The organism is Methylopila sp. 73B (genome assembly GCF_000526315.1).
Taxonomy (GTDB): domain Bacteria; phylum Pseudomonadota; class Alphaproteobacteria; order Rhizobiales; family Methylopilaceae; genus Methylopila.
This window is the reverse complement of the sequence record NZ_JAFV01000001.1, coordinates 4,051,907-4,072,459: the sequence shown is the minus strand read 5'-3', so window position 1 is coordinate 4,072,459 and position 20,553 is coordinate 4,051,907. Positions and strand designations below refer to the sequence as shown.

Here is a 20,553-nt window from a genome sequence, read left to right as displayed (position 1 = left end):
GGCGTCTCCTGATCATTCGGCGGCTTCGACTGTTGCGCCGGCGCGCCGGAAGGCGGCGCCGGGATGCGCGGCGCCGAGACGGGGGCCTGCCCCGCCGAGCTTCTCGCGCAGGGTTCCCGATCGGTACGACCGCTTGAAACGGCCGCGGCGCTGCAGCTCGGGCACGAGGTGCTCCGCCACGTCCTCGAACGTCTCCGGCGCAACGGCGTAGGCGAGATTGAACCCGTCGACGCCCGTGGCGGCGATCCAGGCCTCCATCCGGTCAGCGACGGTCGCGGCCGAACCGACGAAGACGGGACCCGCCCCGCCGATCCCCACATGCTCGGCCACCTCGCGCACCGTCCAGACGCGGGACGGGTCGGCCCGGGTGACGTTCTCCATGGCGGAGCGCCCGGCCTCGGTCTCCACGTGCCGCACCTCCTGGTCGAGCGCGTAGGCGGAGAAGTCGACGCCGGTCCAGCCGGACATCAGCGTCAGCGCGCCTTCCGGACTGACGTAACGGCGGTAGTCCTCGAGCTTGGCCTCCGCCGCGGCGTCGGTCGGCCCCGTGATGACGGTCGCGAGCGCGAAGACCGTGATGGCGGCGGGGTCGCGCCCGGCGATGGCGGCCAGGCGGCGGATGTCGGCGACGCGCGGGGCGATCGCCTGCGGGCTCGGGCCGGAGAGGAACACGCATTCGGCGTGGCGGCCGGCGAAGGCGCGGCCCTTCGGAGAGGTTCCGGCCTGGTAGATCACCGGCGTGCGCTGGGGCGAAGGCTCGGACAGATGCACCGCGTCGAGCTGGAAGTGCGGGCCGCGATGGACGACGGCCCGCACCTTCGCCGGATCCGTGAACACGCCGCTCGCCCGGTCGCGCACCGCCGCGTCGTCGTCCCAGCTCCGCTCCCAGAGCGCGTAGACGACATCCATGTACTCGTCGGCGACGGCGTAGCGGTCGTCATGGGCGCGCTGTTGCGCAAGACCCGCCGCGCGGGCGGCGCTGTCGAGATAGCCGGTCACCACGTTCCAGCCCACGCGGCCTTCGGTGAGATGGTCGAGCGTCGACATGCGGCGGGCGAAGGGGAAGGCCGGCTCGTAGGAGAGGTTCGAGGTCACGCCGAAGCCGAGGTTCGCGGTGACCGCGGCCATGGCGGGCACGAGCAGCGCCGGGTCGTTGGCCGGAACCTGCGTGCCATGCCGCAGCGCGGACTCCGGCGAACCGCCGTAGACGTCGTAGATCCCGAGCACGTCGGCCAGGAACAGGCCGTCGAACAGCCCGGCCTCCAGCGTCTTGGCGAGATCGGTCCAGTAGCTGAGCCGGTTAAACTCGCCCGAGCGGTCGCGCGGATGGCGCCAGAGCCCCGGCGACTGGTGCCCGACGCAGTTCATGGCGAAGGCGTTGAGGCGGATCTCCTTTGACATAGCGCCTCCCCTAGCGCGCGCTCAGGCGGCGGACCGCGAGGTCGCCGGCGAACTGGACCGCGCAGACGAGCGCGATCAGCACCACGATGACGGCCGCCATCACCGTGGTGTCGAAGCGCTGGTAGCCGTAGCGGATGGCGAGGTCGCCGAGCCCGCCCGCGCCGACCGCGCCCGCCATGGCGGAGGCGCCGATCATGGTGACGACGGTGATGGTGAAGCCGCCGACGATGCCGGGCAGCGCCTCGGGCAGCAGCACGTGGCGAACGATCTGCCGCCGACGGCAACCCAAGGCCTGCGCGGCCTCGATCAGCCCGGCGTCGACCTCGCGCAGCGACACCTCGGCGATGCGCGCGAAGAACGGCGTGGCCGAGATCGACAACGGCACGATGGCCGCCCAGACGCCGATGGTTGTGCCGGTGACGAGCCGGGTCAGCGGCAGCAGCGCCACCAGCAGCACGATGAAGGGCGTAGCCCGGAAGCCGTTGACCACGGCGGCGAGCGCCCGGTTGATCCGCGGCGCCGGCGACAGCCCGTCGGGCGCAGTCAGCACCAGCAGGACCGCGATCGGCACGCCCGCCGCGAGCGCGACCAGCGCCGACACGCCGACCATCGTCAGCGTGTCGAGCAGGCCGTGCAGCAGGCGGTCAATCATCTGCGGCGACATAGCCGAGCACCTTGGACGAGGGCGCAAGGCCCGAGAGCATTGGAGCGGCCGAGAGCCGCACGGCGAGCAGCAAGCGCCCCTGGGTGTGGCCGCCGATGCGGTCGAGCTGGGCGGAAAGGATGCGCGGCTTGGCCCCGCCGAGCGCCGCCGCGATCGCGCCGACGTCCGGCTCTCCCTCGCCGGAGAAGGTGAGCTCGACGATCGCGTCGCTCCGGCTCTGCGGCGCAGGGTCGGGCCGCAGGCGGTCCGCGACGTCCTCGGGAAGCCCTCGCGCCAGCGGGCGCAGCAGCGTGCGGGTGGCCTCGTGCCGGGGCTCGCCGAACACGCGCCAGACCGGGCCGACCTCGGCGATCGCGCCCCGGTCCAGCACGAGCACCCGGTCGCAGATCTCGCGGATCACGCTCATTTCGTGGGTGATCAGCACGATGGTCAGGCCGAGCCTGCGATTGATGTCCTTCAGCAGGGCGAGGATCGACTGCGTGCTCTCGGGATCAAGCGCCGAGGTCGCCTCGTCGCACAGCAGCACGTCGGGCCCCGCCACCAGCGCGCGGGCGATTCCGACCCGCTGCTTCTGGCCGCCGGACAGGCGGGCGGGATAGGCGTCGCGCTTGTCGCTCAGCCCGACGAGCGCCAGGGCCTCGCGCACGCGCGTCTCGATCTCGGCGCGCGGACGCTTCGCGACGACCAGCGGCAGCGCGACGTTCTCGGCGGCGGTCTTGGCCGACATCAGGTTGAAGTGTTGGAAGATCATGCCGACGCGCCGGCGCAGCGCGACGAGCCGGCCCTCGTCCAGCGCGCCGACGTCCTCGCCGCCGACGAGCACCTGGCCCTCGGTCGCCGTCTCCAGCCGGTTGATCAGGCGGAGCAGCGTCGACTTGCCGGCGCCGGAGCGCCCGATGACGCCGAAGATCTCGCCCGGCTCGATCGCGAGATCGATCCCGGCGAGCGCCGGCGCGGCGCTGGCTGCGTAGACCTTGGAGACGCCGCGGAAGGCGATCGACCCCGCGCGCGCCGCCCGCTCGCGCTCCGCGCCCTGGTCGAACATCAGCGGCTCGACGAACTTCGGCGTCCAATCACGGGCCGCGAGCGGCCGCGGCGCCGCGTCCGCGCGGGCGAAGAGCGCCTCCATCACTTTTCCCACGCGATCGCGTAGAGCTTCGGGTTGTTCGCGAAGGCCTTGCCGATCGCCTCCCGCACCTTCGGGGAGGAGTGGTAGATCTCGACGAACTTGAGGATGTCCGGGTCGGTCTCGCGCCCTTTCTTCACCACGAAGCGGATCGCGAACTGCCGGTCCTCGATGCCGGAGTAGATCAGCGCGGAGCCGGGATCGAAGCTCTTAGCGGCGACGATGAAGTGCGGGTAGCCGAGCGCGAGGTCGACGTCGGCGGTGATCCGCACGAGCTGCGGGCCCTCGACCTCGGTGAAGGTGAGCGTCTTCGGATTCTCGACGATGTCGTCCAGCGAGCCGAGGAAGCCGACGCCGTCCTTCAGCTTGATCAGTCCCGCCTTCTCCAGCAGCAGCAGCCCGCGGCCCTGGTTCACCGGGTCGTTGGCGATCGCCACCGTGCCGCCGGTCGGGATCTCCGCGAAGCTCTTGTGACGGAGGGAATAGAGCCCGATGTTCGCGAGCGTCCCGACGCCGGCGTCGGTGAAGGCGTAGCCGCGCTGCTTGATGGCGTTGGTCAGGAACGGCTGGTGCTGGAAGTAGTTGACGTCGATGTCGCCGGCCTCGAGCGCGACGTTCGGCGTCGTCCAGTCGCTGAACTCCACCACCTCGACGGCGAGCCCCTGCGCCTTGGCCTCCTCGGCCGCGGCGGCGACCGAGTCCGCATAGGCGCCGGGCGTCACGCCGATCTTGAGCCCTGCGGCGGCGACGGGCGTGACGAGCGCTGCGGCGAACAGGGCGACGGCTGCGAAGAGTCTGGAGGTCATTGCGGGTGATCCGTCGAAGGGTGCGAGGAAGCGCTCAGCCGTGGCGGCTCTGCGCGGGCGTCCGCTCCAGGGCGGCGTCGAGGGCGGAGGCCACGGCGCGGGCGGCCTCGTCGAGTTCGGGCGAGCGGCGGCGGCGCGGACGGGGGACGTCGATCACGATCCGCGCAGCGATCCGGCCGGGCTTCGCCGCCATCACGGCGACCTCGTCGGCGAGGTAGACCGCCTCCTCGACGTCGTGGGTGACGAGGACCAGCGTGGTCTTCAGCTCCGCCCAGAGCTCCAGCAGGTGGTCCTGCAGGTCGGCGCGGGTGATGGCGTCGAGCGCCGAGAACGGCTCGTCCAGCAGCAGGGCCTGGGGGCGCGCCACCAGCGCGCGGGCGAGCGCGGCGCGCTGCGCCTGACCGCCCGAGAGCTGCCGCGGCCAAGCCTCGGCCCGGTCGGCGAGGCCCACGCGGGCGAGCGCGGCGTCGACCCGATCCCGGCGCTCGGCGGCGGGAAGATGCTCGAGCCCGAAGCCGACGTTGCCGCGCACCGTGAGCCACGGCAGCAGCCGCGGCTCCTGGAAGACGAGGCCGATCGCCTCGGTCGCGCCGGCGACCGCCGCGCCGTCGAGCCGCACGCGGCCCGCGCTCGGGGCGTCGAGGCCGGAGGCCAGGCGCAGCAGGGTGCTCTTGCCGCAGCCGGAGCCGCCGACGATCGCGAGGATGCGGCTCGGCGCGACGGCGAGCGAGACGTGCGACAGCACGAGGCTGCCGTTGGCGAAGACCTTGGTGACGTCCTCGAAGGCCAGCGCCGCGCTCACGACCGCGTCTCCGCCGTGTCCTGCCAGCGCAGGAAGGGCGCGGAGGCCGCCACCAGCAGGCTGTCGGTCGCCTTGCCGAGCAGCGCGAAGACGAGGATGGCGGCGACGATCTGGTCGGGCTTGCCCAGCTGCTGGCCGTCGACCAGCAGATAGCCCAGGCCCTCGGAGGCGCCCATGAACTCGGCCGCCACCACGAACATCCAGCCGAGGCCGAGGCCGGCGCGGAGCGAGAGCGCATAGGCCGGCAGGATCGCCGGCAGCAGCACGCGGCGGGCGAGCGCGAGCCGGGACAGCCGGAAGATGCGGCCCACCTCGATGGTCTTGCGGTCGACGGAGGCGATCGCGCCCAACACGCCGAGATAGACGGGGAAGAACACCCCCGCCGCGATCAGCGCGATCTTCGGCGTCTCCAGGATGCCGAGCCAGAGGATGAACAACGGCACCCAGGCGATGGACGGCACGGCGCGCAGGCCCTGCAGCGTCGGATCGATGATGCGGCGCACGAGGGTCGATCCGCCGGCGATAGCGCCGAGCAGGGTGCCCGCCGCGACGCCGATGCCAAAGCCCGCGGCGACCCGAGCCGCGGTCGCACCGATGTGGAGCGCCAGATCGCCGGTCCGCCACAGCTCGACCAGCGTCGTCGCGATGCGGCTCGGCGGCGCCATCAGCCGCCCGTCGGACAGGCCGGACCGGACCGCGAGCTCCCACGCGGCGGCGACGCCGAGCGGCAGGGCGAGGCCCAGCAGCGGACGCGCCCAGCCGCTTGCGGCGCGCCGGACCGCCGGGCGCTCGTCGCGCGCGGCGGAGCCGGATTGCAGAAGCTCGACGGCGGACATGGCTCGGCCGCCCGTCAGTTCGTCAGCTTGGCGTCGAAGGCGCGGTCGATCAGGTCGCCCGTCACCTTCGTCACGTCGGTCTCGGTCGGAATGACGCCGGCCTGGGCGAGCGCCTCGCCTGCCGCGGCGACCGCCTTCACGTCGCCGTCGCCGATCGGGGTGTATTTGATGGTCGTGCGCTCAAGCTGCCGGGCGACGACGTCCTCGGGCAGCTTCGCCGCCTTGGCGAGCAGCGCGTTCAGCTCCTTCGGATGCTCCAGCGACCAGGTCCGGGCCTGGTCGTAGGCCTTCAACACGGTGTCGACGAGAGCGGGGTTCTCGGCGGCGAAGGCCTGCCGCACGTTCAGCGCCCCCCAGCTGTTCAGCGAGGGATCGCGATAGACCAGCTTCGCGCCGTCCTGCAGTTCGGCGGAGGCCATCATTGGGTCGAGGCCCATCCAGGCGTCGACGTCGCCGCGCTGGAGCGCGAGACGGCCGTCGGCGTGCTGCAGCAGCACAAGCTTGACGTCCTTGTCGGTCAGCTTCTCGCGGGCCAGCGCCCGGATCAGGAAGATGTGCGGATCGGTTCCGCGGGTGACGGCGACGCGCTTGCCCTTGAGGTCGGCGACGCTCGCAATCCCGCTGTCGGGCTTCGTCACCAGCGCGGTCCATTCGGCGCGCGAGTAGACGTAGATCGACTTGATCGGGTTGCCGTTGACGCGGGCGATGAGGGCGGCGGCGGAGGCCGAGGAGCCGAAGTCCAGCGAGCCCGCGTTCAGGAACTCGAGCGCCTTGTTCGAGCCGAGCGACTGCACCCAGCGGACCGAGATCCCCTGCGGCTCGAGCGCCTTCTCGAGGAAGCCATTCTCCTTCAGCGCGACGCTGACCGGGCTGTAGGTCGCCCAGTCGAGCCGGATTTCGCTCGGCGCGGCGTGGGCCCGAAACGGCGTTACGAGGGCGGCGAGCGCAAGGCCGAGGACGGCGGCGCGGCGGGTGAGGAACATCGATCCAGTCTCCAGACGCCGCGACCCCTGCCGGCGGCCCGCTCAAAAGACATTAAATCCATAAATTCAGTCAACATAATTTTGCATGCCACGCCGAGAGGCGGTATCAAGCCCCCTGACGAGCCGACGCGACCGGAGACGACGCGCATGACCAAACCGCTCAGCCTGTTCTGGTTCATCCCCACCCAGGGCGACGGGACCTATGTGGGAACCGACGTCGGCCACCGGCCGGCGGACTACGGCTATCTGCGCGAGGTTGCGGCGGCGGTGGACCGGCTCGGCTTCGAGGGCGTTCTGCTGCCGACCGGCAAGGGCTGCGAGGAGAGCTGGATCGTCGCGACCGCGCTCGCGACCGCCACCGAACGGCTCAAGTTTCTCGTGGCGCTGCGGCCGGGGGTGACGAGCCCGGCCTTCGCCGCGCGGCAGGCCGCGGCGCTCGACCGGATTAGCGGCGGCCGCCTTCTGCTGAACGTGGTGGTGGGCGGCGACGCGGCGGAGCTCGCCGGCGACGGCGTGTTCCTCGACCACGACGCCCGCTACGACCAAGCCGCGGAGTTCCTCACCGTGTGGCGCCGGATGCTCTCCGGCGAGACGGTCGACTTCGAGGGACGGCATCTCACGGCGAAAGGCGCGGAGCTGGCGTTCCCGCCGGTTCAGACGCCGCACCCGCCGCTTTGGTTTGGCGGCTCCTCGGACGCCGCGATCGAACTCGCGGCGGACCAGACCGAGGTCTACCTCTCCTGGGGCGAGCCCGTGGAGCAGGTCGCGGAGAAGATCGCGCGGGTGAAGACGGCGGCGGCGAAGCGCGGGCGCACGCTGCGCTTCGGCCTGAGGATCCACCTCATTGTGCGCGAGACGGCGGAGGAGGCCTGGGCTGCGGCGGACCGGCTGATCAGCAAGGTCAGCGATGAGGCGATCGCTGCGACGTAGGCTAAGGTCGCGCAGTCGGACTCGGTCGGCCAGCAGCGCATGACGGCGCTTCACGGCGGCCGGCGCGACCGCCTCGAAATCGCGCCCAACCTCTGGGCCGGGCTCGGCCTCGTCCGCAAGGGCGCGGGCACCGCGCTGGTGGGCGATCCCGCGACCGTGGCAGGGCGGCTACGGGAGTATCAGGCGGTCGGGATCGACACCGTCATCGCCTCCGGCTACCCGCACCTTGAGGAGTCCTACAAGGTCGCCGAGCTGCTGTTCCCGGAGCTCGGGATCGGTCCCGCCCGCCGCGGCGCCCATGGCACGATCGCGGGCGAGTTCGGCGTCCGCGCGCAGGACAGGCGCGCCGCGACCTCGTGAGCGCAGGCCGCGACTGGCGAAACACCTTGTGACGTTGTCCGACTCGAGCGGCGCCTCGACGCGGAGGGCGGCTGGTACTATATCAACCGGTACAAAAACACTGGGATGCCGGAGATGGGCCGCCACAAGGAATTCGACGTCGACGAGGCGCTCTGCGCCGCGCTGCAGGTGTTCTGGCGCCGCGGCTTCGAAGGCGCGTCGCTGACCGATCTGACGGAGGCCATGGGCATCACGCGCCCCAGCCTCTACGCGACCTATGGCAACAAGGAAGAGCTCTTCCGTAAGACGCTCGACCGCTACGAGCAGATGCACCTCTGCTTTGTGGCGCAGGCCATGGAGGCGCCGACCGCGCGCGGCACCATCGGCGAGCTGTTGCGCGGCTACGCCGACGTTCTGACCGACCCCATGCATCCGCCGGGCTGCCTCGGCGTCAACAGCTCGGTCTGCACCGGCGGCGGCGAAGCGGAAACGATCCGGCAGGAGCTGATCGCCCGCCGTTCGCTCAACGAGGAGACGCTGAAGCGTCGTCTTGAGCGGGCCGCGTCCGAAGGCGAGTTCCCCGCCGACGAGGACCCCGCCGACTGGGCGCGCTACGTCATGTCGGTTGGTCTCGGCATGGCCGTGAAGGCCGCCGCCGGCGCGACGCGCTGCGAACTCCACCGCGTCGCCGAGATCGCGCTGCGCGCGCTCCCCGCGCGGGAGCCGGCGCTGGCCTGAGCCGGCGCGTTTTTTCCGCTGAGTTTAGTCGCAAGCCTCATGGCCCGGCCTTGAGCCGGGACCCAGACGCTTGCCCGCTCGAGAGCTGACGCCCCGCCCGTCGCGCCCAGTCTGAAAAGCGGTATGTCTGGGTCCCGGCTCAAGGCCGGGACCCGAGCGGAGCGTTCGTGGCGACCGTTCGGCCAGCCTCGATCCACCTTGCAAAACAGCGACGGCCGCCGGGGGATCGTCGGCGGCCGTCGTCGTCGGGAGGGGCGAGAGAGCGTGGGACGCTTCGCGTGTCGCCCCTCCTAACCGATGGAGAGCGGATCGGCGTGGCCGGGCGCAGACCCCGTCGGCGCAGGGCCGGCGGGCGCCGGCTCATGGCCGTGGCTCTTGAGCTTGCGGCCGCCGGCGAGCGTCCGGATCACGACGTAGAACACCGGCGTCAGGAAAAGGCCGAAGGCGGTGACGCCGATCATCCCGGAGAACACCGCGACGCCCATGGCGGCCCGCATCTCCGACCCCGCGCCGGTGGAGGTCACCAGCGGCAGCACGCCCATGATGAAGGCGAGCGAGGTCATCAGGATCGGCCTCAAGCGGAGCCGGCTGGCCTCGACCGCGGCCTGCAGCGGCGTGCGGCCGGCGATCTCCAGCTCGCGGGCGAACTCCACGATCAGGATCGCGTTCTTCGCCGACAGGCCCACCAGCACGATCAAGCCGATCTGGGTGAAGACGTTGTTGTCCCCGCCCGAGAGCCAGACGCCGACCAGAGCGGCGAGGATGCCCATCGGCACGATCAGGATGATCGCGATCGGCAGCGTCAGGCTCTCGTACTGGGCGGCGAGCACCAGGAACACGAGGAAGATCGCCACCGGGAACACGATCATCCCCGAGTTGCCGGCGATGAACTCCTGGTAGGTCAGCTCGGTCCACTCGAAGGTGAAGCCCTTCGGCAGCGTCTCCGCCGCGATCTTGGTGACGGCCGCCTGCGCCTGGCCGGTGGAGAAGCCCGGCGCCGCGCCGCCGTTGACGTCGGCCGAGAGGAAGCCGTTGTAGCGCATGGCGCGCTCGGGTCCCGCGCTCGGCTTCACCGTCATCAGCGCCGACAGCGGGATCATCTCACCCGAGGTCGCGCGCACCTTCAGGAAGCCGACGTCCTCGGCCCGGGCGCGGTAATCCTGGTCGGCCTGGACGCGGACCGAGTAGGTGCGGCCGAACTTGTTGAAGTCGTTGACGTAAAGCGAGCCGAAATAGATCTGCAGCGTGTTGAACACCTCCGCGATCGGCACGCCGAGCTGGCGGGCCTTGGTGCGGTCGATGTCGGCGAACAGCTGCGGCACGTTCACCTGGTAGGAGGAGAACAGGCCGGCGAGCTCCGGCGCCTGGTTCGCCCGGGCGAGAAAGGCCTTCGTGGTCTCGTCCAGCGCCTGGTAGCCGCGGCCGGCCTTGTCCTCGATCTGCAGCTTGAAGCCGCCGATCGTGCCGAGGCCCTGCACCGGGGGCGGCGGAAACATGGCGATCACCGCGTCCTGGATGCCGGCGTACTGCTTGTTGAGCTCCATCGCGATGGCGCCGGCGCTGAGCGACGGGTCCTTGCGCTCCTCGAACTCCTTCAGCCCGACGAAGACGATGCCGGCGTTGGACGAGTTGGTGAAGCCGTTGATCGAGAGGCCGGGGAAGGCGATCGCGTTCTTCACGCCCGGGGTCTTGAGCGCGATGTCGCCCATCTTCCGGATCACCTCCTCGGTGCGGTCGAGGCTGGCTGCGTCCGGCAGCTGGGCGAAGCCGACGAGGTACTGCTTGTCCTGCGCCGGCACGAAGCCGCCGGGGATCGTCTTGAACAGCTGCGCCGTCACGCCGATCAGCCCGGCGTAAAGCACCAACATCACCAGCTTGCGGCCGATCGCGAAGGTGACGCCGCGGCCGTAGGAGTCCGCGCTCCAGGCGAAGAAGCGGTTGAAGCGGCGGAAGAACCAGCCGAACAGGAAGTCGATCCCGCGCGTCAGCCGGTCCTTGGGCGCGCCGTGGCCCTTCAGCAGGAGAGCCGCGAGCGCCGGCGACAAGGTGAGCGAGTTGATCGCCGAGATCACCGTGGAGATCGCGATCGTGAGCGCGAACTGGCGGTAGAACTGGCCGGTGAGGCCCGAGATGAAGGCGAGCGGCACGAACACCGCGATCAGCACCAGCGCGATCGCGACGATCGGGCCGGAGACCTCCTGCATCGCCTTCAGCGCGGCGGCGCGAGGGCTGAGGCCCTCCTCGATGTTGCGCTCGACGTTCTCCACCACGACGATCGCGTCGTCGACGACGATGCCGATGGCGAGCACCAGCCCGAACAGGCTGAGCGCGTTGATGGAGAAGCCGAAGAGGTGCATCACCGCGAAGGTGCCGACGATCGAGACCGGCACCGCGATCAGCGGGATGATCGAGGCCCGCCAGGTCTGCAGGAACACGATCACCACCAGCACGACCAGCGCCACCGCCTCGAGCAGCGTGTGCAGCACGGCCTCGATCGACGAGCGCACGAACTGGGTCGTGTCGTAGACGATCGAGTAGTCCACGCCGTCCGGCATGTTCGCCTTGATGTCCTGCATCTCGGAGCGCACCCGGTCCGCAATCTCGATCGCGTTCGAGCCCGGCGCCTGGAACACCGGCACCGCGACGGCCGACTTGTTGTCGAGCAGCGACCGCAGCGCGTAGTCGGAGGCGCCCATCTCGAGCCGCGCGACGTCGCGCAGCCGCACGATCTGGCCGTTCACGCCGGACTTCACGATGATGTCGCCGAACTCCTCCTCGCTCTGGAGCCGCCCCTGGGCGTTGAGCGAGAGCTGCAGGTCGACGTCCGACGGCGCCGGCGAGCCGCCGACGACGCCGGCCGCCGCCTGCACGTTCTGGGCGCGGATCTCGGCGACGACGTCGGAGGCGGAGAGGCCGTGCTCGGCGACCTTCTGCGGGTCCAGCCAGACGCGCATGGAGTAGTCGCCCGAGCCGAACAGCTGGACCTGGCCGACGCCGCGGATGCGGGCCAGCCTGTCCTTCACGTTCAGCACGGCGTAGTTGCGCAGATACTTGGAGTCGTAGCGGCCGTCGGGCGAGGTGAGGTGGACGACCAGCGTCAGGTCCGGCGAGGACTTCACCGTCGTCACGCCGAGCGCGCGCACCTCTTCGGGCAACCGCGGCTCGGCCTGGCTCACCCGGTTCTGGACGAGCTGCTGGGCCTTGTCGGGATCGGCGCCGAGCGCGAAGGTCACCGTCAGCGTCATGACGCCGTCGGTGGTCGCCTGCGAGGACATGTAGAGCATGTCCTCGACCCCGTTGATCTGCTCTTCGATCGGCGTCGCCACCGTCTCCGAGATGACCTTCGGGTTCGCCCCGGGGTAGGTCGCGCGCACCACGATCTGCGGCGGCACCACGTCCGGGTACTCCGAGATCGGCAGCGCCGGGATCGACAGCAGGCCGGCCAGGAAGATCACGGCGGAGAGGACTCCGGCGAACACCGGCCGGTCGATGAAGAACTTCGAGATGTTCATGGCCGGAGCCTTCGGGTCGCAGCTTGGGCGTCGTCCCGGACGCCGGCGTGCGGCGGAGCGGGGAGGCGCGGGAAAAGGCGTTCAGTGCTTACGAAGCGTCCCGCGCAGCCTTGAGGCCCGTCGGGTCGCGATTACGTCATCGGGTCGCGGATGCCTGGCGCTCGACCAGTTTCGCGCCGTCCATGCCGACCGGCTCCGGCGCGACCAGCGCGCCCGGGCGGAGCTTCTGCAGGCCGTTCACGACCACCCGTTCGCCGGCGTTGAGCCCGCTCAGCACCACCTTGAGGCCCTCGGCGGACGCGCCGAGCTTCACCTCGCGGTACATCGCCTTGTGGTCGTCGCCCACCACCAGCACGAAGGTCTTGTCCTGGTCGACGCCGACCGCCCGCTCGCTGACGAGCAGCGCCGGCGCGGACTTGGCCTGGCCGAGCCGCAGCCGCGCGAACTGGCCGGGCATGAGCTTGCCGTCCGGATTGTCGAACGCCGCGCGCAGCCGCACCGTGCCGCCCGCCACGTCGACCGAGGGGTCGACATAGGACAGACGGCCGATGACCGGCGCGCCGGTCGCGGTGGTCATCTCGACCGGGATGGCGGCGAGCTTGTCGGCGTGGTCGCCCCCCTCGGGAAGGCTCGCGAGCGCCCGCGCCACCGCGCCTTCGTCGGCGTCGAAGCTCGCGTAGATCGGATCGACGGAGACCAGCTTCGCGAGCGACGGCGCGCCCGGGCCCGCGGCGATCAGGTTGCCGACGGTCACCTCGATCCGGCCGACGCGGCCGGCGACCGGGGCGCGGATCTCGGTGTAGCCGAGGTTGAGCTCCGCGGTCCTGAGCGCGGCCTGCGCGCCCTGCGCCGCGGCCTCCGCCTGCCGCACCGCGCTGTCGCGGTTGTCGAGGTCGCGCTCGGAAATGGTGGAGGCGGAGGTCATGCGACGACCGCGCGCCAGATCGTTGCGGGCGAGCGACACCCGCGCTTCGGCCGCCGCGAGATCCGCGCGGGCGCGGTCCACCTCGGCCTGATAGGGATCAGGATCGATGGTGAAGAGCGGAGCGCCCTTCGCGACCAGCGCGCCTTCGCGGAAGTGGACCGTCCGGATTTCGCCCGCGACCCGCGAGCGAACCTCCACGCGGTCGACCGCCTCGAGACGGCCCGAGAAGCTCGACCAGTCCACGATCTCGCGCGGCTCGACCGCGGCGACGCTTGCAGGCGTCGCCTGCGGCGCGGCGGGCGCGTCGGCGGAGACGACGCCGGTGGGCGACAGAGCGACGGCGGCGAACGCCGCAACGGCCGCGGCGCCCAAGGCGGCGGCGCGGGCGGAACGAAGGATCATCGGTTGCGTCCCCAGCACGATGCAAAACCATACCGATCAGTATGGTACCGATAGGTAGATTTGCGGAGGCGGGGAGTCAAGGCGAAAGATATCGGACGGTATGAAAAACGCCAGCACGCGTCCGGGCGCCCGGCGGCGCATAGCGCCGCAGGCTGCGAACGTCAGGGTTCAGCGAGGTCTGAGCCCCCTCGCCCGCGAGGCGGCCCCTGGAAGGGTCGCCCGCGGGCCAAGGTCAGTTCATTCGGCGGCGACCGCCCGGCCCTCCGGCTCGTCGCCGCGCTCGATGTAGGCCTGGGCGTCCTCGCGGCGCTCGAACACATGGGGCGCGAGGCCGCGGCGGCTCAGCGCCTCCTGCATCTTCAGGCGCAGGAAGGCGCTCGTCGCGTAGCGCGTGGTCTTCAGGTAGTGGTGCTCCGACATGTACTCGATCATCTCGGCGTAGGCGTCGTACAGGTTCTCGCTGATCTTGAAGCCGTCGTGGTTGATCACCGAGTTGACGCGCCGGCCGACCGCCTTGCAGGCGTTGACCAGGATGCGGCGCAGGTCCGCGATGTCGTTCTTGCTGCGCGCCTGCCAGCCCTCGAGGTTGACGAACAGGATGTTGCGATCGTGGTCGTAGCTGACGCGCTCGGGCAAGCGCAGGTTCAGCAGGTCCGCCTTCAGCTCCATCGGCTCGTCCATGAAGATGCGCCGGTCCATCAGGCCGGGGTTCTTCACGATCGGCTTGAAATCCATGTGCGCGAGGATGTCCTCCTCGATCTCGATGCCCGGCGCGACCTCGATCAGTTCGAGACCCTCGCGGGTGAGCTGGAACACGCAGCGCTCGGTGACGTAGATCACCGGCTGGCCGCGTTCGGCCGCGAATTCGCCCGAGAACGTCACCTGCTCGACATGGTCGATGAACTTCCGCGAGCGGCCTTCCTTGACGATCTTCACCTCGCCGTTCTCGATCTTCACGTCGAGGCCGCCGACCGTGAAGGTGCCGGCGAACACCACCGCGCGGGCGTTCTGGCTGATGTTGATGAAGCCGCCGCAGCCGTTGAGCTTGCCGCCGAAAGACGAGGTGTTGACGTTGCCGTAGCGGTCGCACTCGGCCATGCCGAGGCAGGTCATGTCGAGGCCGCCGCCGTCGTAGAAATCGAACATCTGGTTCTGGTCGATGACGCAGTCGGCGTTGCTCGCCGCGCCGAAGCTCGACCCGCTCGCCAGCACGCCGCCGACCGCCCCGGCCTCGGTGGTGAGGGTGATGTAGGGCGTCACCTTCTCCTCCGCCGCGATGGCCGAGATCCCCTCCGGCGCGCCGACGCCGAGGTTGACCACGCCGTTCGGCGGCAGCTCGAACGCCGCGCGGCGGGCGATGATTTTGCGCGCGTCGAGCGTCATCTTCTTCATGGAGGCGACCGGCACGCGCACCTCGCCGGCCAGCGCGGCGTTGTAGGTCACGCCGTAGTTCATGCGGTGCATGTCGCCTTCGGCGAGCACCACGCAGTCGACGAGGATGCCCGGCACCCGCACGTCCTTCGGGCGCAGCGAGCCGTCTTCGACGATGCGCTCCACCTGCGCGATCACCACGCCGCCGTTGTTGCGGGCGGCCATGGCCTGGGCCAGCACGTCGAGGGTGAGCGCCTCCTTCTCCATGGAGATGTTGCCATGGGGGTCGGCGCTGGTGCCGCGGATGAAGGCGACGTCGATCTTGGTGGCCTTGTAGAACAGCCACTCCTCGCCCTCGACCTCGACCAGCTTGACGATGTCCTCGTCGGTGAGCTCGTTGACCTTGCCGCCGCCGAGACGCGGGTCGACGTAGGTCTTCAGGCCGACCTTGGAGAACAGCCCGGGCTGGCCGGCGGCGCAGGCGCGGTAGAGCTGCGAGATCACGCCCTGCGGCAGGTTGTAGCCATAGATCTTGTTGGCCTTGGCCGCCTCCGCCACCTTCGGCATGCGGCCGAAGTTGGCGGCGATCACGCGCTTCAGCAGGCCGTCGTGGTGCAGCCGGCCGGTGCCGAGGCCTTTGCTGTCGCCGGCGCCGGCGGTCATGATCAGCGTGAGGTCGCGCGGCGCGCCGCTCTCGACGTAGCGCTTCTCCAGCGCCGCGTGCAGCGCCTCGGGGATGCAGCTCTGGACGAAGCCCGTCGTGGTGACGACGTCGCCGTCCCGAATGAGCGCGATCGCCTCGTCCGCCGTGATGACCTTGTTCTTCTTCATGCCCCGCCGTGTCCTGACCTTCGCCGCGCCGGCCGCCTCCGGGGAGGTCGGCGCTCCGCGCTTTGCCCGCAATGTAACGGATACGTTCCGGAGCGTGCAATCGCTCCCTATGGCGGAAGACCATTGGAGCGCCCGGAGAAAAGAGCATTTCGCGAACAGTTGTGCCGCGCCAGGGCCTCCGCTTGTCGGCCGCTTAACGAAGAGATGCGGAACGGCGGGTCTGCGCTGGCATTCCAGATGCCTTGCTGCAGCGCAGCATAATCATGGAGATACTTGGCGATCGCGCCGCCGCAGCCGTCCCGGGCGTGGCGGATCGTTGGGGGATTGAACCGCGACGCCGGCCGCGCGATGGTGCCGCGGAAAAATCGGGAACATCTTCCATGCGCATGCTCACCGCCGCCGTTCTTCTCGTCTCTTCCGCCGCGGCCCTCCCCACGGCGGCCGCCGGTTTCGAGCTTCCGCCGCGCAAGCCCGGCCAATGGGAGATGTCGATCCAGGTCGACACCGCCGCCATGCCGCCGCAGGTGATCCGCATGTGCCTCGACGCCGAGACCGACAAGCTGCTGAACCAGAAGTTCAGCGGCATGGCCTCCAACATGTGCTCCAAGCAGGAGCAGACGAAGGACGGCGACGCCATCGTGCTCGACAGCGTGTGCCAGCTCGGCGACATGAAGTCGGAGTCGCACTCGGTGGTGACGGGCGACTTCGACAGCGCCTACACCATGAAGACCGACATGAAGATGAGCGGCAGCAATGCGCCGAACGGGGTGAAGAACATCACCCCCGGCGGGCCGATGTCGCAGCAGACCACGCTGAACGCCAAACGCACCGGCGAGTGCGAGGCGACGATGAAGCCGGGCGACATCGATCTCGGCGGCGGCCGCGTACTCAACGTCCGCGACATGCCCTCGCCCAACATGCAGTGAGCGACGGCTGGCCGAGCTAGCCTAGGCCGCGCGCGGACGCTCCACCGCGCCGTAGAGCGTGCGCCCCGCGTCGGTGAGCGTCAGCTTCGTCCGCTGGGTGCGGGCGTCGCGCGCCGCGACGGCCACGAGGCCGAGGTCATCCGCGAGATCGGCCACGGCGCGCAGCACCAGCGCGTGGGCGAGGCCGAAGACCTTGGCGAAGGAGCGGCTGTCGGCGGCGAGGCCGGCGCCGAGCGCCGTCACCAGTCCCGCGTGCAGCGGCGTGAGGCCCGGCGCGGCCTCGGTCACGGCCTCGACCGCGGCCATGAAGGCGGTCTCGTCCTGGGCGATCGCCGCGCTCACGCCGCCGCCTCCGCGCGCGGCGCGAGCGACACCAGCACCGACTTCGACAGCGGCGTGTCGCTGAGGTCGCCAACCTTGTTGAACGGCACCACGGCGTTGAGTTCGGGATAGTAGCCCGCGATGCAGCCGCGCGGGATGTCGTAGGCGATCAGGCGGAAGTCCTCGGCGCGCCGGGTGCGGCCGTCGTCGGACGCGCCCAGCACGTCGACCCGCGCGTTCGGCTCCGACCCCATCGCGGCGATGTCGTCCGCGTGCATGAAGATCACCCGGCGCTCGCCGTAGACGCCGCGGTAGCGGTCGTCGAGGCCGTAGATCGTGGTGTTGTACTGGTCGTGGCTGCGGAAGGTCTGCAGCACGAACTGGCCGCCGGTCCGGCGCGCCGCCTGGTGCTCGACCTCGGCGGGGAGCGGGGCGGCCGAGAACTCCGCCCGGCGGGAGGGCGTGTCCCACGCGCGTTCGGCGGCGGGATTGCGCAGCCGGAAGCCGCGCGGCCGGCGCACGCGGACGTTGTAATCCTCGAAGCCCGGGATGACGCGGGCGATGCCGTCCCGCACGAGGTCGTGGTCCTCGGCCATGGCGGCCCAGTCCACATGGGCCGAGCCCACGGTCGCCGCCGCGATCCCGCAGATGATCGCGACCTCGGACTTCAGATGCGGCGAGGCCGGCTTGTTGATGCCGCCGGAGCCGTGGACCATGCTCATCGAGTCCTCGACGGTCACGATCTGCGACACCTTCCGGGCGTTGCGGTCGATCTCGGTGCGGCCGAGGCACGGCAGGAGGTAGGCGACCTCGCCCACCGACATGTGGCCGAGGTTCGGCTTGGTCGCGATCTGCACCGTCAGCCGGCAGGCGCGCAGCGCCGCCTCGACGACCTCGGTGTCCGGCGTCGCGCGGGCGAAGTTGCCGCCAAGGCCGATGAAGGCCCTGGAGCGGCCCTCGACCATCGCCTCGATCGCGTGCCGCACGTTGTGGCCGGGCTTGCGCGGCATGGCCTTGCCGTAGGCCGCCTCGAGGTTGTCGAGCAGCCAGGCCGGCGGGTTCTCGTTGATGCCGACGGTGCGGTCGCCCTGCACGTTGGAATGGCCGCGCACCGGGCAGAGCCCTGCGCCTTCGCGGCCGATATGGCCGCGCAGGAACAGCAGGTTCGCGATCTCGCGCACGGTCGCGACGGAGTGCTTGTGCTGGGTCACGCCCATCGCCCAGGTGGCGATGACGCGCTCGGCGCCGAGGTAGACGTCGGCGAGCGTCGCGATCTCGTCGTAGGTCAGGCCCGACTGGTCCTCGATCGCCCCCCAGGACGTCGCCTCGACCTCCGCGCGCCAGGCCTCGAGCCCGGTGGTGTGCTCGGCGATGAAGGCCTCGTCGAGCAGCGAGGCGCGGCCGGCGGCGCGCTCGGCGGCGTCGCGGGCGAACACGACCTTCGCCACGCCGCGGATCGCGGCCATGTCGCCGCCGAGCTTGGGCTGGAAATAATGGCTCGCGATCGAGGTCGATCCGCCGCGCAGCATCTCGATCTTCGCCTGCGGATCGGAGAAACGCTCCAGCCCGCGCTCGCGCACCGGATTGAGCACCGCCACCCGCGCGCCGCGCTGCGCGGCCTTGCGCAGGTCGCCCAGCATGCGGGGATGGTTGGTGCCGGGGTTCTGGCCGATGACGATGATCGCGTCGGCGTGGTGGAAGTCCTCGAGCGTCACCGTGCCCTTGCCGACGCCGATCGCCTGGATCAGGCCGACGCCGCTCGCCTCGTGGCACATGTTGGAGCAGTCGGGGAAATTGTTGGTGCCGTAGACCCGCGCAAACAGCTGGTAGAGGAACGCCGCCTCGTTCGAGGCGCGGCCCGAGGTGTAAAACTCGGCCTCGTCGGGGCTCGCCAGCGCGTTGAGCTCTTTCGCGATGCCGGCGAAGGCCTGCTCCCAGCTCACGGGAACGAAGCGGTCGGTCGCCCGATCGTAGGCCATCGGCTCGGTCAGCCGGCCCTGGCCCTCAAGCTCGTAGTCGCTCCAGCCGCGCAGCTCGCTCACCGTGTGCTTGGCGAAGAAGGCCGGCGTCGCGCGCTTCTCCGTCGCCTCCCAGGCGACGGCCTTCACGCCGTTCTCGCAGAACTCGAAGGACGAGCCGTGCTCCGGGTCGCCCCAGGCGCAGCCCGGGCAGTCGAAACCGTCGGGCTGGTTCGCCTTCAGCATCGCCTTGGCGCCGGTCAGGATCGCGCCGCTCGCCATCAGGTGCTTTCCGCAGCTGCGAAGAGCGCCCCAGCCGCCGGCGGCATGGGAGCGTTTGAGCGGAGCGGTCGCCTCGGTCATGAGTCAAACCATTCTAAGGAGAAGCGCAGACCCAACGCGAGCGGGCCAGCAATCGATTTGCGAGATAATCCTGGATTGCTCCCGCTGCAACAACAGATCGCTCGAATACTCCGCAATCCAAAGCTGCATGGCTCCTATGCGTGAAGACTATAACAATTCAAGGGAGACGTTTCCGCACCCTTACTATCGGATCAGGCTATCGAACGATCGAAGATTCGCTCCCGATATTTTGGATCATCTAGGGGCACGATGGCATGATAGAAAAAACGCATCATGCCGCGGCGCAATATCGAAACCGCGTCCGCGAAGGGTTTTTCCGGACGGGCCGAGTGATTAGATTGCGCGTCCGCCGTCGCCTGCCGCGACGGAGCAAAGGCGTCTGTCCCGCATGCAATCCATCATTTCGATTTCCAGCCTGTCGAAGACCTACGACGGCGGGTTTCAAGCCCTGAAGCGCGTCGATCTCGACGTCGCTCCCGGCGAAATCTTCGCGTTGCTGGGGCCGAACGGGGCGGGCAAGACCACGCTGATCTCGATCGTCTGCGGGCTCGTGAACGCAAGCGGCGGATCGGTGCGCGTCGGCGGGCATGACATCGTCGCGGACTACCGCGCGGCGCGCTCGCTGATCGGCCTCGTGCCGCAGGAGCTCTCGACCGATCGTTTCGAAAGCGTGTGGGACACGGTGGCGTTTAGCCGCGGGCTGTTCGGCAAGCCGAAGAACCCGGCCTACGTCGAGAAGCTGCTCCGCGACCTCTCGCTCTGGTCCAAGAAGGACGAGCGCATTCTCGCGCTCTCCGGCGGGATGAAGCGGCGCGTGCTGATCGCCAAGGCGCTCGCCCACGAGCCGCGCGTGCTGTTCCTGGACGAGCCGACCGCGGGCGTCGACGTCGAGCTGCGCCGCGACATGTGGCGGCTGATCCGCGAGCTGCGCGACACCGGCGTCACGGTGATCCTGACGACCCACTACATCGACGAGGCCGAGGAGATGGCCGACCGCATCGGCGTCATCCGCGCCGGCGAACTGATCCTCGTCGAGGAAAAGACGGCGCTGATCGCGAAGCTCGGCCGCAAGGAGCTGATCCTGCAGCTCGGCGCTCCTCTGGCGGAGGTCCCCGCGTCGCTCGGCCGCTATGGGCTGGAGCTGCGGCGCGAGGGGTGCGAACTCGCCTACGTCTACGACGGCGCGCGCGAGCACGCGGACCTCGCGGCGCTGCTGACCGAACTGACGGCCGCGGGCGTCGCCTTCAAGGACATCCGCACCACCCAGTCCTCGCTCGAGGACATCTTCGTCGATCTCGTGAAAGAGCGCGCATGACCCC

15 protein-coding genes and 1 pseudogene are annotated in these 20,553 nt (G+C 70.0%); 4 read left to right on the top strand and 12 right to left on the bottom strand.

The window, feature by feature from the left end:
• Window positions 1-12: 12 nt before the first annotated feature.
• The 7 genes from K244_RS0119615 to K244_RS0119585 form a co-directional block, all read right to left on the bottom strand.
• On the bottom strand, window positions 13-1,401 hold the full coding sequence (locus K244_RS0119615; RefSeq protein WP_020187999.1) for an LLM class flavin-dependent oxidoreductase: 1,389 nt from the start codon (window positions 1,399-1,401) through the stop codon (window positions 13-15).
• Window positions 1,402-1,411: 10 nt separating this feature from the next.
• Window positions 1,412-2,065 (bottom strand): methionine ABC transporter permease, encoded by a 654-nt coding sequence (locus K244_RS0119610; RefSeq protein ID WP_020187998.1) that lies wholly within the window; start codon window positions 2,063-2,065, stop codon window positions 1,412-1,414.
• Window positions 2,046-3,110, bottom strand: a complete 1,065-nt coding sequence (locus K244_RS0119605; protein WP_036307148.1) for an ATP-binding cassette domain-containing protein — start codon at window positions 3,108-3,110, stop codon at window positions 2,046-2,048. Before K244_RS0119605 ends, K244_RS0119610 begins: the two co-directional genes overlap by 20 nt.
• 83 nt (window positions 3,111-3,193) lie before the next feature.
• A complete protein-coding gene (locus K244_RS0119600) occupies window positions 3,194-3,997 on the bottom strand; it encodes a MetQ/NlpA family ABC transporter substrate-binding protein (RefSeq protein WP_020187996.1) in 804 nt (267 codons plus the stop codon).
• A gap of 34 nt (window positions 3,998-4,031) precedes the next feature.
• A complete protein-coding gene (locus tag K244_RS0119595) occupies window positions 4,032-4,742 on the bottom strand; it encodes an ATP-binding cassette domain-containing protein (RefSeq protein ID WP_245259831.1) in 711 nt (236 codons plus the stop codon).
• A gap of 53 nt (window positions 4,743-4,795) precedes the next feature.
• Window positions 4,796-5,635, bottom strand: a complete 840-nt coding sequence (locus K244_RS0119590) for an ABC transporter permease (RefSeq protein ID WP_020187994.1) — start codon at window positions 5,633-5,635, stop codon at window positions 4,796-4,798.
• A gap of 14 nt (window positions 5,636-5,649) precedes the next feature.
• The gene (locus K244_RS0119585; RefSeq protein WP_020187993.1) at window positions 5,650-6,618 is read right to left on the bottom strand and encodes an aliphatic sulfonate ABC transporter substrate-binding protein; all 969 of its coding nucleotides are present in this window, start codon (window positions 6,616-6,618) and stop codon (window positions 5,650-5,652) included.
• Window positions 6,619-6,765: 147 nt separating this feature from the next.
• Here K244_RS0119585 and ssuD point away from each other — a divergent pair.
• Both ssuD and K244_RS0119575 read left to right on the top strand, forming a co-directional pair.
• Window positions 6,766-7,908: pseudogene (gene ssuD, locus K244_RS22360) on the top strand (FMNH2-dependent alkanesulfonate monooxygenase).
• 114 nt (window positions 7,909-8,022) lie between these two features.
• Window positions 8,023-8,625: a TetR/AcrR family transcriptional regulator gene (locus tag K244_RS0119575; RefSeq protein WP_103119503.1), complete on the top strand. Its 603-nt coding sequence runs from the start codon at window positions 8,023-8,025 to the stop codon at window positions 8,623-8,625.
• A gap of 290 nt (window positions 8,626-8,915) precedes the next feature.
• Here the strand turns inward: K244_RS0119575 and K244_RS0119570 are convergent, their stop codons facing one another.
• The 3 genes from K244_RS0119570 to K244_RS0119560 form a co-directional block, all read right to left on the bottom strand.
• Window positions 8,916-12,137 (bottom strand): efflux RND transporter permease subunit, encoded by a 3,222-nt coding sequence (locus K244_RS0119570; RefSeq protein ID WP_020187989.1) that lies wholly within the window; start codon window positions 12,135-12,137, stop codon window positions 8,916-8,918.
• Window positions 12,138-12,273: 136 nt separating this feature from the next.
• Complete coding sequence (locus tag K244_RS0119565; protein WP_020187988.1) at window positions 12,274-13,464, bottom strand: efflux RND transporter periplasmic adaptor subunit; 1,191 nt, start codon at window positions 13,462-13,464, stop codon at window positions 12,274-12,276.
• Between the two features lie 237 nt (window positions 13,465-13,701).
• Entirely contained in the window at window positions 13,702-15,666 is a 1,965-nt protein-coding gene (locus K244_RS0119560) for an acyl CoA:acetate/3-ketoacid CoA transferase (RefSeq protein WP_020187987.1), read from the bottom strand.
• A 380-nt stretch (window positions 15,667-16,046) separates the two neighbouring features.
• Between K244_RS0119560 and K244_RS0119555 the strand changes: the two genes are divergently transcribed.
• Window positions 16,047-16,592 carry a DUF3617 family protein gene (locus K244_RS0119555; protein ID WP_020187986.1) on the top strand — a complete coding sequence of 182 codons (546 nt, stop codon included), beginning with the start codon at window positions 16,047-16,049 and terminating at the stop codon, window positions 16,590-16,592.
• A 21-nt stretch (window positions 16,593-16,613) separates the two neighbouring features.
• Here the strand turns inward: K244_RS0119555 and K244_RS0119550 are convergent, their stop codons facing one another.
• Both K244_RS0119550 and K244_RS0119545 read right to left on the bottom strand, forming a co-directional pair.
• On the bottom strand, window positions 16,614-16,934 hold the full coding sequence (locus K244_RS0119550; protein ID WP_020187985.1) for a hypothetical protein: 321 nt from the start codon (window positions 16,932-16,934) through the stop codon (window positions 16,614-16,616).
• Window positions 16,931-19,234, bottom strand: a complete 2,304-nt coding sequence (locus tag K244_RS0119545; RefSeq protein WP_020187984.1) for an FdhF/YdeP family oxidoreductase — start codon at window positions 19,232-19,234, stop codon at window positions 16,931-16,933. Before K244_RS0119545 ends, K244_RS0119550 begins: the two co-directional genes overlap by 4 nt.
• A 388-nt stretch (window positions 19,235-19,622) precedes the next feature.
• On the opposite strand from K244_RS0119545, the gene K244_RS0119540 reads away from it, so the two are divergent.
• The gene (locus K244_RS0119540; RefSeq protein WP_020187983.1) at window positions 19,623-20,549 is read left to right on the top strand and encodes an ABC transporter ATP-binding protein; all 927 of its coding nucleotides are present in this window, start codon (window positions 19,623-19,625) and stop codon (window positions 20,547-20,549) included.
• Window positions 20,550-20,553 lie beyond the last annotated feature (4 nt).